12 protein-coding genes are annotated in these 15,121 nt (G+C 64.3%); 8 read left to right on the forward strand and 4 right to left on the reverse strand.

Translation table 11 applies throughout. The annotated features are described in order from the left end of the window. Positions 1 to 118: 118 nt before the first annotated feature. From prmA to HX866_RS10285, 8 genes are all read left to right on the forward strand, one after another. Positions 119 to 997: a 50S ribosomal protein L11 methyltransferase gene (prmA, locus tag HX866_RS10250; protein WP_177124191.1), complete on the forward strand. Its 879-nt coding sequence runs from the start codon at positions 119 to 121 to the stop codon at positions 995 to 997. A 30-nt stretch (positions 998 to 1,027) separates the two neighbouring features. Beyond that, on the forward strand, positions 1,028 to 2,341 hold the full coding sequence (locus tag HX866_RS10255; protein ID WP_177139415.1) for a DUF3426 domain-containing protein: 1,314 nt from the start codon (positions 1,028 to 1,030) through the stop codon (positions 2,339 to 2,341). Positions 2,342 to 2,517: 176 nt separating this feature from the next. Further along, the gene (dusB, locus tag HX866_RS10260) at positions 2,518 to 3,531 is read left to right on the forward strand and encodes a tRNA dihydrouridine synthase DusB (RefSeq protein WP_177093435.1); all 1,014 of its coding nucleotides are present in this window, start codon (positions 2,518 to 2,520) and stop codon (positions 3,529 to 3,531) included. Then, on the forward strand, positions 3,528 to 3,848 hold the full coding sequence (fis, locus tag HX866_RS10265; RefSeq protein WP_003186237.1) for a DNA-binding transcriptional regulator Fis: 321 nt from the start codon (positions 3,528 to 3,530) through the stop codon (positions 3,846 to 3,848). Before dusB ends, fis begins: the two co-directional genes overlap by 4 nt. Before the next feature lie 81 nt (positions 3,849 to 3,929). Then, positions 3,930 to 5,537, forward strand: a complete 1,608-nt coding sequence (purH, locus tag HX866_RS10270; RefSeq protein WP_177139417.1) for a bifunctional phosphoribosylaminoimidazolecarboxamide formyltransferase/IMP cyclohydrolase — start codon at positions 3,930 to 3,932, stop codon at positions 5,535 to 5,537. Positions 5,538 to 5,726: 189 nt separating this feature from the next. Then, on the forward strand, positions 5,727 to 7,022 hold the full coding sequence (purD, locus tag HX866_RS10275) for a phosphoribosylamine--glycine ligase (protein WP_177093437.1): 1,296 nt from the start codon (positions 5,727 to 5,729) through the stop codon (positions 7,020 to 7,022). Positions 7,023 to 7,121: 99 nt separating this feature from the next. Beyond that, positions 7,122 to 9,908 (forward strand): hybrid sensor histidine kinase/response regulator, encoded by a 2,787-nt coding sequence (locus HX866_RS10280; protein ID WP_177093438.1) that lies wholly within the window; start codon positions 7,122 to 7,124, stop codon positions 9,906 to 9,908. A gap of 115 nt (positions 9,909 to 10,023) precedes the next feature. Next, entirely contained in the window at positions 10,024 to 10,620 is a 597-nt protein-coding gene (locus tag HX866_RS10285; protein WP_177093439.1) for a MarC family protein, read from the forward strand. 76 nt (positions 10,621 to 10,696) lie between these two features. Here the strand turns inward: HX866_RS10285 and cobJ are convergent, their stop codons facing one another. From cobJ to cobG, 4 genes are read right to left on the reverse strand one after another with little or no spacing between them, the layout of a single operon-like run. Then, positions 10,697 to 12,403, reverse strand: coding sequence for a precorrin-3B C(17)-methyltransferase (cobJ, locus tag HX866_RS10290; protein WP_177093440.1), 1,707 nt, complete (start codon positions 12,401 to 12,403; stop codon positions 10,697 to 10,699). Beyond that, complete coding sequence (locus HX866_RS10295) at positions 12,400 to 13,131, reverse strand: precorrin-2 C(20)-methyltransferase (protein WP_177105458.1); 732 nt, start codon at positions 13,129 to 13,131, stop codon at positions 12,400 to 12,402. Before HX866_RS10295 ends, cobJ begins: the two co-directional genes overlap by 4 nt. Beyond that, complete coding sequence (locus HX866_RS10300; protein WP_177093442.1) at positions 13,131 to 13,757, reverse strand: precorrin-8X methylmutase; 627 nt, start codon at positions 13,755 to 13,757, stop codon at positions 13,131 to 13,133. Before HX866_RS10300 ends, HX866_RS10295 begins: the two co-directional genes overlap by 1 nt. Then, on the reverse strand, positions 13,750 to 15,075 hold the full coding sequence (gene cobG / locus HX866_RS10305) for a precorrin-3B synthase (RefSeq protein ID WP_256344891.1): 1,326 nt from the start codon (positions 15,073 to 15,075) through the stop codon (positions 13,750 to 13,752). Before cobG ends, HX866_RS10300 begins: the two co-directional genes overlap by 8 nt. Between the last annotated feature and the right edge of the window lie 46 nt (positions 15,076 to 15,121).

The raw sequence follows: 15,121 nt of genomic DNA on the forward strand, positions 1-15,121 counted from the left end.
CCGCTTAATTGCGGCCTTGTCGTTTTTGAATACCGTCCAGGGCGCGGCTCAAGTAGACTTGCGCGTTTCTCGCAGCCCCACGCGGTTGCACACTCCATTTTTGCAAAGGTGCCCCGCCATGCCTTGGCTGCAAGTACGCCTGGCCATCAGCCCGGAACAAGCCGAAACCTACGAAGACGCCTTCCTCGAAGTCGGCGCCGTTTCGGTCACCTTCATGGATGCCGAAGATCAACCGATTTTCGAACCGGAACTCAACACCACCCCGCTGTGGTCCCACACCCACCTGCTGGCCCTGTTCGAAGGCGGCACCGAAGCGACCAGCGTGCTCGCGCACCTGGAACTGCTGACCGGCTCGCCCCTGCCCGAACACCACAGCGAAGTGATCGAGGACCAGGACTGGGAACGCAGCTGGATGGACAACTTCGAGCCGATGCGCTTCGGCCGTCGCCTGTGGATCGTCCCGAGCTGGCACGCCGCACCGGAACCGGACGCGGTCAACCTGCTGCTCGACCCGGGCCTGGCCTTCGGCACCGGCACCCACCCGACCACCGCACTCTGCCTGGAATGGCTCGACGGCCAGGAACTCAAGGACTGCAACGTCCTGGACTTCGGCTGCGGCTCGGGGATCCTGGCGATTGCCGCCCTGCTGCTGGGCGCCAAGGAAGCGGTCGGGACCGATATCGACGTCCAGGCCCTGGAAGCCTCCCGTGACAACGCCGGGCGCAACCACATCGCCGAAGCGCTGTTCCCGCTGTACCTGCCGCAAGACCTGCCGCAGGTCCAGGCCGACGTGCTGGTGGCGAATATCCTCGCCGGCCCCCTGGTTTCCCTGGCGCCTCAGCTGTCCGCCCTGGTCAAGCCCGGCGGCCGCCTGGCACTTTCGGGGATCCTGGCCGAACAAGGCGCGCAAGTGGCTGCCGCTTATGCCCAGGACTTCGACCTCGACCCGATTGCCGATCGCGACGGCTGGGTGCGCATCAGTGGTCGTCGGCGCTAGAATGGCCGCCTGCATGAACCGGATCGCCGCATGACCGACAGCTTCGTCACCCAGTGCCCGCATTGCCAGACCAGTTTCCGCGTCAGCCACGCTCAATTGAGCGTGGCCCGCGGAGTGGTTCGTTGCGGCTCCTGCCTGCAGGTGTTCAACGCTGCGCGACAATTGCTCGAACAACGCGCGGCCCGGGAAGCGGCAGCCGCTGCCGCTGCCGCGCCGACACCGGCTCCGGTGCCGAAACCGGCCCCTGCACCGCCACCACCGCCTCCAGAACCACCGCAACAGCCACGGGCCATCAGCCAGCGACAATGGTCGGCCGAAGAGCTGGACCTGGACAACCTCGACCTGGACGAGGAGCTGGCGCGCCTGGAGCAACGGGAAATCCAGCCGACCAAGGCGTTCGGCCAGGACCGCGGCGGCAAGGGCGAGTCCCTCAGCGCTCGCCGCGACGGCCCGGACACTGAAGAAGAGCAATGGCCCGACAGCCTGTTCAGCGAACCGCCGGGCAAGCACCTCGACGCCGATCCGGTCGACGACGGCGCCATGACCGCGGCCCCAGCCAAGGCACCGGAAAAGAAGGTCGAGCCGCCGAAGCTGGTGCGCACCGAGCCTTCGCTGTCCTTCGACCTTGCCGACCTCGACGACGAACCGCCGGTCCCGCGCCTGCAACTCGAACACGACGAGCTGGAAGACGACACCTTCCATGCGGCCCCCGCCGCCGAGCACGCTGACGAAGCCCCCGCCGAAGACGAGCGCAAGAAATCCAAGCCCCGGCGCGAGCGCAACGAACCCGGCCTGCACGACGACGTGCTGCTGGACCTGGTCGACGACCCGATCCAGCTCGACTGGCAACGCCGCCGCTCACCCTGGGGCCGTCGCCTGCTCTGGCTGCTGCTGGTGCTGCTGGCCGCCGGCGCCCTGGTCGGCCAATACGTCGGTTATCACTTCGACGAGCTGGCGCGCCAGGACCAGTACCGCCCCTGGTTCCAGCAACTTTGCCCGGAAATCGGCTGCAAAGTGCCGTCAAAAGTCGATATCGCCCGAATCAAGAGCAGCAACCTGGTGGTCCGCAGCCACCCGGACTTCGCCGGCGCCCTGGTGGTGGATGCGATCATCTACAACCGCGCCCCGTTCTCCCAGCCCTTTCCGTTGCTGGAGCTGCGCTTCGCCGACCTCAATGGTCATCTGATCGCCAGCCGCCGCTTCAAACCCGCCGAGTACCTGAGCGGCGACCTCGCCGGCCAAGGCGAAATGCCGCCGCAGACACCGATCCATATCGCCCTGGATATCCTCGACCCGGGCGCCAAAGCCGTGAACTACAGCCTCAGCTTCCACTCGCCCGAGTAACCCGAGGCCCATTGCCCGGTTGCGCGGCGGTTTTCTGGCGACAACCAAACCGCCAGTGACAAGCAAATAACTGTTCAGATTTTATCCAACTTTGCCTTTATCCAGTCATCGAGAGCGGGTATCATGCCAACCCTTTTTCGAACTCTCATGATCCGGCCCCACAACAGGGAAGTCCTATGTCGGCGGTACGCATCGGCCCATATACATTGCAGAACGGCTTGATTCTCGCCCCCATGGCGGGTGTCACCGACCAGCCCTTTCGTCAGTTGTGCCGACGCCTGGGCGCGGGTCTTGTAGTCTCGGAAATGGTCACCAGCGACATGAGCTTGTGGAACAGCCGCAAATCGCGTCTGCGCATGATCCACGAAGGCGATCCCGAGCCCCGCTCGGTACAGATCGCCGGTGGCGACGCGCAGATGCTGGCGGATGCGGCCCGGGCCAATGTCGAGCTGGGTGCACAGATTATCGATATCAACATGGGCTGCCCGGCCAAGAAGGTCTGCAACAAGGCCGCTGGCTCCGCGTTACTGAAAGATGAAGCACTGGTGAACGAGATCCTCCAGGCCGTCGTGGCGGCGGTGGATGTACCGGTCACCCTGAAGATCCGCACCGGCTGGGACCGGGCGAACAAGAACGGCCTGACGGTGGCGAAAATCGCCGAGCAGGCGGGAATCACGGCGTTGGCCGTGCACGGGCGAACCCGTGCCGACCTGTATACCGGTGAAGCCGAGTACGACACCATTGCCGCGATCAAGCAGGCGGTGTCGATCCCGGTCTTCGCCAACGGCGACATCGATTCGGCCGAGAAAGCCCGGCACGTGCTGCACGCGACCGGTGCCGATGGCCTGTTGATTGGCCGGGCCGCCCAGGGGCGGCCATGGATTTTTCGTGAAATCGAGCATTTTCTGCGTACCGGCGAAACCCTCCCGGCACCGGAGCTGTTCGAAGTGGAACGTATTCTGCTAGAGCATCTGGCCGCGTTGCATGCCTTCTATGGGGAGGTGATGGGTGTACGTATCGCCCGCAAGCACGTCGGCTGGTATCTCGCAACCTTGCCGGGCGCCAAGGAGTTTCGCGCCCACTTCAATCGTGTGGAAGATACGGAAGCACAGTGCGCCAGCGTTCGTGAGTTCTTCGCCGAACGTTACAAGAGCCTGGTGACAGGGGAAGGGAGAGGGGTGGCCGCATGACGATGATGACCGAGACTTTAGTGAGTGGAACAACGCCCGTGAGCGACAACGTCAATTTGAAACAGCACCTCAACACGCCGAGCGAAGAAGGCCAGACCCTTCGCGGGAGTGTCGAGAAGGCGCTGCACAATTATTTCGCCCACCTTGAGGGCGCGGCCGTCACGGACGTGTACAACCTCGTGCTCTCGGAAGTCGAGGCGCCCTTGCTGGAAAGCGTGATGAACTACGTCAAGGGCAACCAGACCAAGGCCAGCGAGCTGCTCGGGCTGAACCGCGGCACCTTGCGCAAGAAACTCAAACAATACGATTTGCTGTAAGCATTCAATCAAACCAGAAAGGCGCCCGCGTAAAACCGGTCGCCTTTTTTGCTGACTCCTTTGCTTTTGATGGAAATTGAGATGACCGACCAGACCACCCGCCTGCCGATCCGCCGCGCCTTGATCAGTGTTTCCGACAAGACCGGGATCCTCGAATTTGCCCGGGAGCTGGAAGCCCTGGGTGTGGAAATCCTTTCCACCGGCGGGACCTTCAAACTGCTGCAGGACAACGGCGTGGCCGCAGTAGAAGTCGCGGATTACACCGGTTTCGCGGAAATGATGGACGGCCGGGTGAAGACCCTGCACCCGAAAATCCACGGCGGTATCCTCGGTCGTCGCGGTATCGATGACGCCATCATGAACGAGCACGGCATCAAGCCGATCGACCTGGTGGCGGTCAACCTCTACCCGTTCGAAGCCACCATCAACAAGCCCGGCTGTGACCTGCCGACCGCCATCGAGAACATCGACATCGGCGGCCCGACCATGGTCCGCTCGGCGGCCAAGAACCACAAGGACGTGGCCATCGTGGTCAACGTCGGCGACTACGCCCAGGTCCTGGAAAGCCTCAAGGCCGGTGGCCTGACCTACGCCCAGCGTTTCGACCTGATGCTCAAGGCCTTCGAACACACCGCCGCCTACGACGGCATGATCGCCAACTACATGGGCACCGTGAACCAGGCCGCTGAAACCCTGAGCACGGAAGGTCGCAGTGAATTCCCGCGGACTTTCAACAGCCAGTTCATCAAGGCCCAGGAAATGCGCTACGGCGAGAACCCGCACCAGAGCGCGGCGTTCTACGTAGAAGCCAAGCCAGCCGAAGTCGGCATCGCCACTGCCACCCAGCTGCAAGGCAAGGAACTCTCCTATAACAACGTGGCCGATACCGATGCCGCGCTGGAATGTGTGAAGAGCTTCGTCAAGCCAGCCTGCGTCATCGTCAAGCACGCCAACCCATGTGGCGTGGCCGTGAGCCCGGACGCCGAAGGCGGTATCCGCCAGGCCTACGAACTGGCCTATGCCACCGACACTGAATCGGCCTTCGGCGGCATCATCGCCTTCAACCGCGAACTGGATGCCGAAACCGCCAAGGCCATCGTCGAGCGTCAGTTCGTCGAAGTGATCATCGCCCCGTCCGTGAGCGAAGAAGCTCGCGCCATCGTCGCCGCCAAGGTCAATGTACGCCTGCTGGTCTGCGGTCAGTGGGACGCCAACCGCGCCCCGGCCTGGGACTACAAGCGCGTCAACGGTGGCCTGCTGGTGCAGAGCCGCGATATCGGCATGATCGGCAGCGACGACCTGAAGGTCGTGACCCAACGTGCACCGACCGAGCAAGAGATCCACGACCTGATCTTCGCCTGGAAAGTCGCCAAGTACGTCAAGTCCAACGCCATCGTCTATGCCAAGAACCGCCAGACCATCGGTGTCGGCGCCGGCCAGATGAGCCGCGTCAACTCCGCACGCATTGCTGCAATCAAGGCCGAGCATGCTGGCCTGCAGGTACAGGGTTCGGTCATGGCCTCGGACGCATTCTTCCCGTTCCGCGACGGTCTCGACAATGCGGCCAAGGCCGGTGTCACCGCGGTGATCCAGCCAGGCGGTTCGATGCGTGACAATGAAGTGATTGCAGCGGCCGACGAAGCCGGTATCGCGATGGTATTCACCGGCATGCGCCATTTCCGTCACTAATACGACAACGGCCGCACTGAAACCGGCATCTGCTGCGTTGGAGCCGATCTCGATGATGCTCATTGCCAAAAGGCAACTCCGCTCATCGAGACCGACTCCGCCTTGCATCTACCGGCTTCATTGCGACCTCCGACAGCGTGAAGCGCTTTAGGGTCCAAAACGAAATTCAGCGTCATCGAGGTTTTTGAAATGAATGTTTTGATCATCGGCAGCGGTGGCCGTGAACACGCCCTGGCCTGGAAAGTGGCGCAGGACCCGCGGGTCAAGAAAGTCTTCGTTGCCCCGGGCAACGCCGGTACCGCCATTGAAGCCAAGTGCGAGAACGTCGCCATCGACGTGCTGGCCCTTGAGCAACTGGCGGACTTTGCCGAGAAAAACGTCTCCCTGACCATCGTCGGTCCGGAAGTGCCGCTGGTGGCCGGTGTGGTCGACCTGTTCCGCGCCCGTGGCCTGGACTGCTTCGGTCCAACCGCCGGTGCCGCCCAGCTCGAAGGCTCCAAAGCCTTCACCAAGGACTTCCTGGCACGTCACAAGATCCCCACCGCCGATTACCAGAACTTCACCGAGATCGAGCCAGCCCTGGCCTATCTGCGTGAAAAAGGCGCGCCGATCGTGATCAAGGCCGACGGCCTGGCCGCCGGTAAAGGCGTGATCGTCGCCATGACCCTGGCCGAAGCCGAAGACGCCGTGCGCGACATGCTCGCCGGCAATGCCTTCGGTGAAGCCGGTTCGCGCGTGGTCATCGAGGAATTCCTCGACGGCGAAGAAGCCAGCTTCATTGTCATGGTCGACGGCAAGAACGTCCTGCCCATGGCCACCAGCCAGGACCACAAGCGCGTCGGCGACGGCGACAGCGGTCCGAACACCGGCGGCATGGGCGCTTACTCGCCAGCGCCAGTGGTCACCGCCGAAGTCCACCAGCGGGTCATGGACCTGGTTATCTGGCCGACCGTGCGCGGCATGGCTGCAGAAGGCAACGTCTACACTGGTTTCCTGTACGCAGGGCTGATGATCGACCAGGCCGGCAACCCGAAAGTCATCGAGTTCAACTGCCGCTTCGGCGACCCGGAAACCCAGCCGGTGATGCTGCGTCTGCAATCGAGCCTGATCCTGCTGATCGAAGCCGCGTTGGCCCAGGCCCTGGACAAGATCGAAGCCCAATGGGACCCGCGTCCGAGCCTGGGCATCGTCCTGGCCGCCGGCGGTTACCCGGGCGACTACGCCAAGGGCGCCGTGATCAACGGCCTGGATGCGGCCGCTGGCCTGGAAGGCAAAGTCTTTCATGCCGGTACCGCACTGAAGGACGGTCAGGTAGTAACTTCTGGCGGTCGTGTGCTCTGCGCCACCGCCCTGGGTAACAGCGTTGACGCCGCACAGCAGCAGGCCTACAAGCTCGCAGCTAAGATTGATTGGGACGGCTGCTTCTACCGTAGCGATATCGGCTATCGTGCAATAGCACGCGAACGCGCAGACTCAAAGGAATAAGCTATCCGAAGGGATAGGCAAGGGCGTTGGGCCCTTGCCGAACGATTCCAGCCCTGCGCATAGTTATCACCAGGCATCAACCTACGAAGGGATTTCGCCGTGCGCTGGCTCAGGATCGCCATAGGTATTACTGTCAGCTTGCTGACCCTGCTCTGCCTTGCTCCGGCCCAGGCCTCGCAAGGCATTGGCTGGGCGTCATTGTTTGACGACCAGGCCGACCTGCAATTGAGCGATATCCGCTCCTCGCGCTACATCAACCAATTCAGTCCGGTCGAGCTCGAACGCTTGACCGCCGCCCAGCCCGAGGGTGCCTTGTGGCTGCGCTTTCGCCTGCAACCGGGCCCCCACGAACAAGTGCTGCGGGTCTTCGCCCCCGACCTGGCGCGTCTCGACCTCTATACCCTCGACGGCGACAGCCTGATCGCCCAGGTGCGCACCGGCAACGACCTGCCCCAGGCCGAACGCCCGCTGCCCAGCAGTGACTTCATGCTGCCGCTGGTGCAAAGCAGCCGGCCGCTGGATATCTACCTGAGACTCGTCTCCAAGCACGAACTGCGCCCGCACATCACCCTCGAGCCGGCTATTGCGGTCGCCGCCGACCAGAGCCAGTCGCTGCTCTACGGCCTGCTCTTCGGCTGCCTGACGATGCTGATCCTGCACAACCTGATCCGCTTCGCCTACACCCGCTCGCGCAGCAGTCTGTGGTTGGCCGCCTGCGAAGGCTTCCTGTTGCTCAGCGCGCTGTTCCTGTTGAACCTGATCGGCCCCTGGCTGCCCGACTGGCACGGCACGCAGACCCCCGCTTCCTATGTGGCGCTGCTGCTGACCGCCCCCTGCGGGCTGATGTTCACCTACTCGTTCTTTTCGCAGTTGGGCCCGCATCCGCTGAACAAACTGCTACTGGGCGACATCCTGGTCATCAGCCTCGGTGGCCTGCTGCTGTTGTTCATCGACACCCTGCCCTTGAATGTCATGACCTACGGTCTGGTGGGTCTGGCGAGCCTGAGCATCCTGCTGGTCTCCGCCTATCACTGGCAGAAGGGTTACCGTCCGGCGCGGCTGTTCGTGGTCGCCATGGTGATCTTCAACATCGGTACGCTGGTGATCCTGCCCGCGCTGCTGGGACTGACCCTGGTGGCGCCGCAAGGCCTGATCATCGCCTTGCTGGTGTTCATCTGCATCAGCGGTCTGCTGATGAGCGTGGCCCTGGGCGAGCGCCGGCGCAGCATCACCGAAGACCAGTTCAGCCTCAGCCGCGACCTGGCGGCAAGCAATGCGGAAATCGCCGCCAAGGCCGAGTTCCTGGCGAAGATCAGCCACGAGATCCGCACGCCGATGAACGGCGTGCTGGGCATGACCGAACTGCTCCTCGGCACGCCGTTGTCGGTCAAGCAACGCGACTATGTGCAAACCATCCACAGCGCCGGTAACGAACTGCTGACCCTGATCAACGAGATCCTCGATATCTCCAAGCTGGAGTCCGGGCAGATCGAGCTGGATGACGTGCAGTTCGACCTCAACGCCCTGATCGATGACTGCCTGAGTATCTTCCGCGCCCGCGCCGAACAGCAGAATGTCGAGCTGATCAGCTTTATCCAACCGCAAGTGCCGCGGGTGATCAGCGGTGACCCGACGCGCCTGCGCCAGACCCTGCTCAGCCTGCTGGAACACGCCCTGAAGAAAACCGACGAGGGCGAGATTCTGATTGTCGTCGCCCTCGACGAACGCAGCGGCCAGCCGCGCCTGCGTATCGCGGTCCAGGACAGCGGCGTGCCGATGGGCGACGAAGAGCGCGACGCCCTGCTCCACGCCGAACTGCAGAGCAAGAATTTCCTCGCCGCAACCCGCCTGGGCGGAAACCTCGGGCTGGTGATCGCCCGGCAGTTGGTGCAACTGATGCAAGGCGAATTCGGCATCAAGAGCGGCACCCACCAGGGCAGCACCCTCTGGCTGACCCTGCCGCTGGACCCGCTGCACCTGGAGAACCCGACGTCCGACCTCGACGGCCCGCTCCGGGGCGCGCGGGTGCTGGTGGTCGACGACAACGACACCTGCCGCAAGGTGCTGGTGCAGCAATGCAGCGCCTGGGGCCTGAATGTCAGCGCCGTGCCATCGGGCAAGGAAGCCCTGGCACTGCTGCGGACCAAGGCCCACCTGCGCGACTACTTCGACGCGGTGCTGCTGGACCAGAACATGCCCGGCATGACCGGCATGCAACTGGCGGCGAAGATCAAGGAAGACCCGAGCCTGAACCACGACATCCTGCTGATCATGCTCACCGGCATCAGCAACGCGCCGAGCAAGATCATCGCGCGCAATGCCGGGGTCAAGCGCATCCTCGCCAAACCGGTGGCCGGCTACACCCTCAAGACCACCCTGGCGGACGAACTGGCCCAGCGCGACAAGCGGCCGGGGTCGGGACCGACACCGCCGCCAGTGGCGAGTCCCGAGGTGGTGACGCCGATCACCGTGCCGAGTGACTTCCGCATCCTGGTGGCCGAAGACAACAGCATCTCCACCAAAGTCATTCGCGGCATGCTCGGCAAGCTCAACCTAAAACCCGACACCGCAAGCAATGGCGAAGAGGCCCTGCAGGCGATGAAAGCCCAGCGCTACGACCTGGTGCTGATGGATTGCGAGATGCCGATCCTCGACGGTTTTTCCGCCACCCAGCAGCTGCGCGCCTGGGAAGTCGGCAACCAGCGGGTGCGCACCCCGGTGGTGGCGCTGACCGCGCACATTCTCACCGAGCACAAGGAGCGCGCGCGCCAGGCCGGGATGGACGGGCATATGGCCAAGCCGGTGGAACTGTCGCAGCTGCGTGAACTGGTGGAGCACTGGGTAGCCGAGCGCGCGCAGAATCAAGCCCAGGTCTCGACCCCCTGACGAAGGGACAAAACCCGCCCCATGACAATCGGTTCGGCCCGCTCCCGGACAGAGCCGACAGCGTGCGCAACCCCTGATAGACTGCCGTCGCCCTCCTCCGTTGCGAGCCCACACCATGCTCCACGTGTTATTCAGCGTTTACCTGAAGATGCTGGTGCTCTACAGCCCGTTCTTCGTCCTGTCCTGCTTTATCAGCCTGACCCGTGGTTATTCCAACAAGGAGCGGCGACGCCTGGCCTGGAAGGTTGCGTTGGCGACGCTGATCTCCAGCGTGTTGCTGTATCTGTTCGGGCGGGTGATTTTCAGCGTCTTCGGCATCACCGTGGATGCCTTCCGTATCGGCGCGGGCAGCGTGCTGTTTATTTCGGCGTTGGGCATGGCCCAGGGTAAATCGGCGGTGCAGACCGACAACGTGCAGCAGGACGTGACCATCGTCCCGCTGACCATTCCCCTGACCGTCGGCCCCGGCACCATTGGTGCGTTGCTGGTCATGGGGGTCAGTCAGCCGCACTGGGACGACAAGTTCTTTGCCATCGTCAGTATCGCCCTGGCGAGCCTGACCGTCGGCGTGGTGCTGTACCTGTCCAACCGGATCGAGCGCATCCTCGGCGACCAGGGCTTGCAGATCGTCAGCCGCCTGATGGGGCTGTTCGTCTGCGCCCTGGCGGCGCAGATCATCTTTACCGGGGTGCGCGGGTATCTGGTGCCTTGACGTCAGGCGCCTTTATAGCCAATTACATACGATTATAGAGAATTATAGAAACCGTCCTTTTTGAGCCCGTAGCCCCTCAAGACCGGGGCTTTTCACCGTACCAGCGCGGGGTGTACACCCACTCGCCGCCCTCGGCACGGGGGAAAGTGCAGGTAGTGGACGAGCCGATGATGACCATGGTCCGCATGTCCACCTGATCCGGCGTCAACTCACCTAGAGTGGTCACCCGCAAGGTCTGTCCTGGCCGGCCGATATCCCGTCCCAGTACCACCGGCGTCTGCGCCGTGCGGTGCGCCGCGACGATCTCCAGGGCCCGGCCCAACTGCCAGGGCCGGGAACGCGAGATCGGGTTGTAGAAAGCCAGGGCCAGGTCGGCCTGGGCCGCCAGGTCGAGACGCTTCTCGATGATGCTCCAGGGCTTGAGGTTGTCCGAGAGCGACATCACACAGAAGTCATGCCCCAGCGGCGCACCGGCCTGGGCCGCCGTCGCCAGCGAGGCCGACACCCCCGGCAGGATTTCCAGGTCGACGCGATGCCAACTCGGGTCAGTGGACTCGTGCAGGGCTTCGAGCACCGCCGCCGCCATGGCAAATACGCCAGGGTCGCCGGACGACACCACCACCACCGAACGGCCCTCGGCCGCCAGTTCGAAAGCATGCCGGGCGCGCTGCATTTCTTCGCGGTTATCCGTGCAATGCAGCACCTGATCGGCACGGAACGGGCCGGCCATGCGCACATAGGTTTCATAACCCAGCACATCGTTGGCCTTCGCCAACTCGGCCTTCACCGCCGGCACCATCAGCTCGGCGGCACCGGGGCCGAGGCCGATCACCGCCAGGCGACCGCGTGAACGACCGATCCGCGCAGGCTCCAACGGCTGGCTGGCGACCGCGATCGCCAAGCCCTCACCGACAGAGATCGGCGGTAGCAATTGCGGTATGGCTTGTTGCGCCATATCGGCGACCGAGCCGGTCGAGGCGACAAAACGCAACGGCACACCCAACTCGACAGCCGCTTCACGCAGCGCGGGACTGGCCATCTCGCTGTCCGCCGCCAGCAGGCAGGCCAGCGACTGGTGGGCGATATTCGCGCCGTGCAGGGCATCACGCACCGCACTGGCCAGCTCCGGCACAGCGGCGGTGACCGCCACCAGCACGCTGCGCGGATAAATCAGCAACTCATTGGCCGCCGGCGCACGCTCGGCGCTGCCGACATGAATCGACAGGCGCGCCTGTCGGTCCTCCGGCAAATGCGCCTGCGCCAACCAGGGTGCCGCCCCTTCGATACGCACGCTTTCGCCGGCCAGCAGGTCCGAGACAAACCGCTTGCCCAGCTCCAGGTCACCGAGAGCATAGCCACTCGGCGGGTTCAGCAAGCAGGTGCCGAAACGCAGTTCGCCGCTGGTGGTGATGGCCGCCGCGACACCGAGGCCGGCGGCCATTTCCCGGGCCATGACATTCACCCCGCCCAGCCCGCCCAACAGCGGTACCACGGCGCTGCCGTCCTCGGCCACCGCCAGCACCGGCGGCTCGGCGCCTTTCTCCAGCAACACCGGGGCCAGCGTACGGATCACAATACCGGCGGCGCACAGGGCAATGATCGGCGTGTCCTGCTGATAGAGCTGACGCATGGTCGCGCCAAACTCGTGATACAAGCGATCGGCGCCGTCGACCCGTTCCGCCAGTCCGTAGACCAGCGCATCCGGATAAATCTGTTGCAGCCGGCGAGCCGTTGCCAGGCTGCCATTGCCGAGGATGACAATGGCCGGTTGCGCGCGGCTCATCCCTGCCACCGTTCGCCAGGCACGATGATCAGCGAGAAGTATGGCGAGGACATCGGCTCGACCTCATCGAGGGGCACGATCTTCTGATTGGCCATGGTCGCGCGCTCCACATAAAGCGCGCGCTCGGCCAGGCCCAACTCTTCCAGCACTTGGCGAACCTTGGGGAAGTTACGCCCCAGCTTCATGATCACCGCTGCATCGGCATCGGCCAGGCGACGCTTGAGTTCGTCATGGGGCAGCACGCCGGACAACACCGACAGGCTCTGGTTGCGATACACCAACGGCACGCCGAGCACCGAAGCGCCACCCAGCATCGAGCAGACCCCGGGAATCACCTGGGTCTCATAACGCTCGGCCAGGCGATCGTGCAGGTACATGTAGGAGCCATAGAAGAACGGATCGCCTTCGCAGATCACCGCCACGTCACGGCCGGCGTCCAGGTGCGCAGCCACTTCCAGGCTGGCTTGGTCGTAGAAATCGCTGATCACCTGTTCATAGGACAAGGGCGCAGGCAACGCCTCGGTGGTCACCGGGTAGACCAGCGGCAGCAGGCTCTGGGCCTCCTGCAAGTGCGCCTCGATAATGCCGAAGGCGTTGCCTTTCTTGCCCTTGGCAACGAAGTACGCCACCACCGGCGATTCGCGCAGCAGGCGCAGAGCTTTGACCGTAATCAGTTCCGGGTCTCCGGGGCCCACGCCGAGGCCGATCAGACGTCCAGGCTGCTGCATCATTCAATCTCCGTAGCGAGGGCATTGACCGCGGCGGCGGCCATGGCGCTACCGCCCAGCCGGCCCTGCATGATCACGAACGGCACGCCACGGCTGTCGGCCGCGAGCATCGCCTTGGATTCGGCGGCGCCGACAAACCCCACCGGGAAACCGAGGATCAACGCCGGTTTCGGCGCGCCGGCATCGAGCATTTCCAGCAGGTAGAACAGTGCCGTCGGGGCATTGCCGATCACCACCACGCTGCCTTCCAGATGCGGCCGCCACAGCTCCAGCGCCGCCGCCGAACGGGTATTGCCCAGTTCCTCGGCCAAGCCGGGCACGCGCTCGTCGCGCAGGGTGCAGATCACCGGGTTGTTCGCGGGCAGGCGCGCACGGGTCACGCCTTCGCTGACCATCCGCGCATCGCAGAGAATCGCCGCGCCGGCCGCCAGGGCCTCGCGTCCGGCCTTGCCGGCGCCTGGGGAGAATTGCAGGCCGTCGATGGCGTCGACCATGCCGCAGGCGTGGATCACCCGCACCGCGAGCTTCTCCAGATCCGCGGGAATCCGTGCCAGGTTGGCTTCTGCGCGAATGATCGCGAAGGAATTGCGATAGATCTCCTGACCGTCGCGGATGTAATCAATCATCGGTGTTGCTCCGTGGACGGGCCGCCAACAGGACGCCCGCCGCTTCAATAGTAAGGTTGCGTGCCTGCAACCGGCCGAAGCCCGGGTGCATGGCATCGCGCAAATAGAGGTCGTAATGGCCGGGCGCAACCGCCAGCAGGGTGGCCGGCGCCACATGCGCCGCCGCGCAGGAGCGCGTGCAACCGGACAGGTGCACGCCCTGGGGCTGGTCTTGCAGTTGGAGCGCCAGGCTGCGGGCGTCGGCCTTGGTGTCGGCCAGGCCCTTGCCGCAACCGGCCGAGCCGGTGCAGGCGATCAGTTGCGCCAAGGCGTCAGCGGCGTCGCATGACAGGCCGAGGTGTTGCAGTTGGGCGATCACGGTTGCCGCGTCTTCGACCCGGATATTGGGCAGCAACAGGCTCTGCCAGGGTGTCAGACGCAAGCTGGCGTCGCCGAAGTCATTCGCCAGCCGGGCCACACCGTCGAGCATCGTCGCGTCGAGTCGTCCCAGGGGCGCCACCGCACCAATGGAAACCAGACCCGGCTGGCGCTGTGGATAAGTGCCGATATGCAGCAGGCCGGGGGCGGCGGATCGATGCCAGGACGGGACAGCCACAGGTTCAAAGCCGAGGCGCCGGGTCAGTTGAGCGAGGAATTCAGCGGGCGAGACGTCAGCCAGCAGATGGCGCATGCGTGTCTGCTCAGGACGGGCCAGATCGAGAAACTGCTCCAGCACCGCCACCATCAGCCCATGCCCTTCGGCCAGGGGCACGGCGGCCAGCGGCAGGTCGCGGGCCGGGCAACCGGCGAGGCCGAACGCCAGGTACGCTTGATCGTCCAGCAGCAGCGCCGACAACCACAGGTCATGGGGATGCTCGAGCATCGCCAGGGCTTCACCACCGTCCAGTTGCAGCGCGAACTTGGCCGACAGTTCATGAAAACGTTCGTGGGTCTGCAGGGTCGCCAGGATCTGTTCGGCCAGGGGCCGGGTGTCGATCAGCAGGTGACGGTCAATGCCCGCGCCCGGGCTGAGCATCAGGTTACGGACATCGTCGCCCGCCGGCGTGGTCGGCCCGAGCCCGGCCGCCAGCAATTCGTCGATCAACGCCGTGTGCTGCGCGCCGATGCCCCGAATCTGCAGGTTGGCCCGGTTGGTCGCCTCGATCACCCCACCGGCATAACGTGCGGCGGCGCGGGCCACCGCCTGGGCCTGGGTGCTGTCGATCACCCCACCGGCCAGCTTGATCCGGCAGATACCACCGTCCAGCGCCGGGACGATACGCAGCAACCCCGGACAGGCCGAGGGGCGGATAGCGGTGGCAGGTGAGCGTGGGTTCAAGGGACGGCCGGTCGTGAAGGAAAGGTATAGGCTGTTATCGAAGAGC

This window comes from Pseudomonas gingeri (assembly GCF_013386165.1).
In the GTDB taxonomy this organism is placed as follows: domain Bacteria; phylum Pseudomonadota; class Gammaproteobacteria; order Pseudomonadales; family Pseudomonadaceae; genus Aquipseudomonas; species Aquipseudomonas gingeri_C.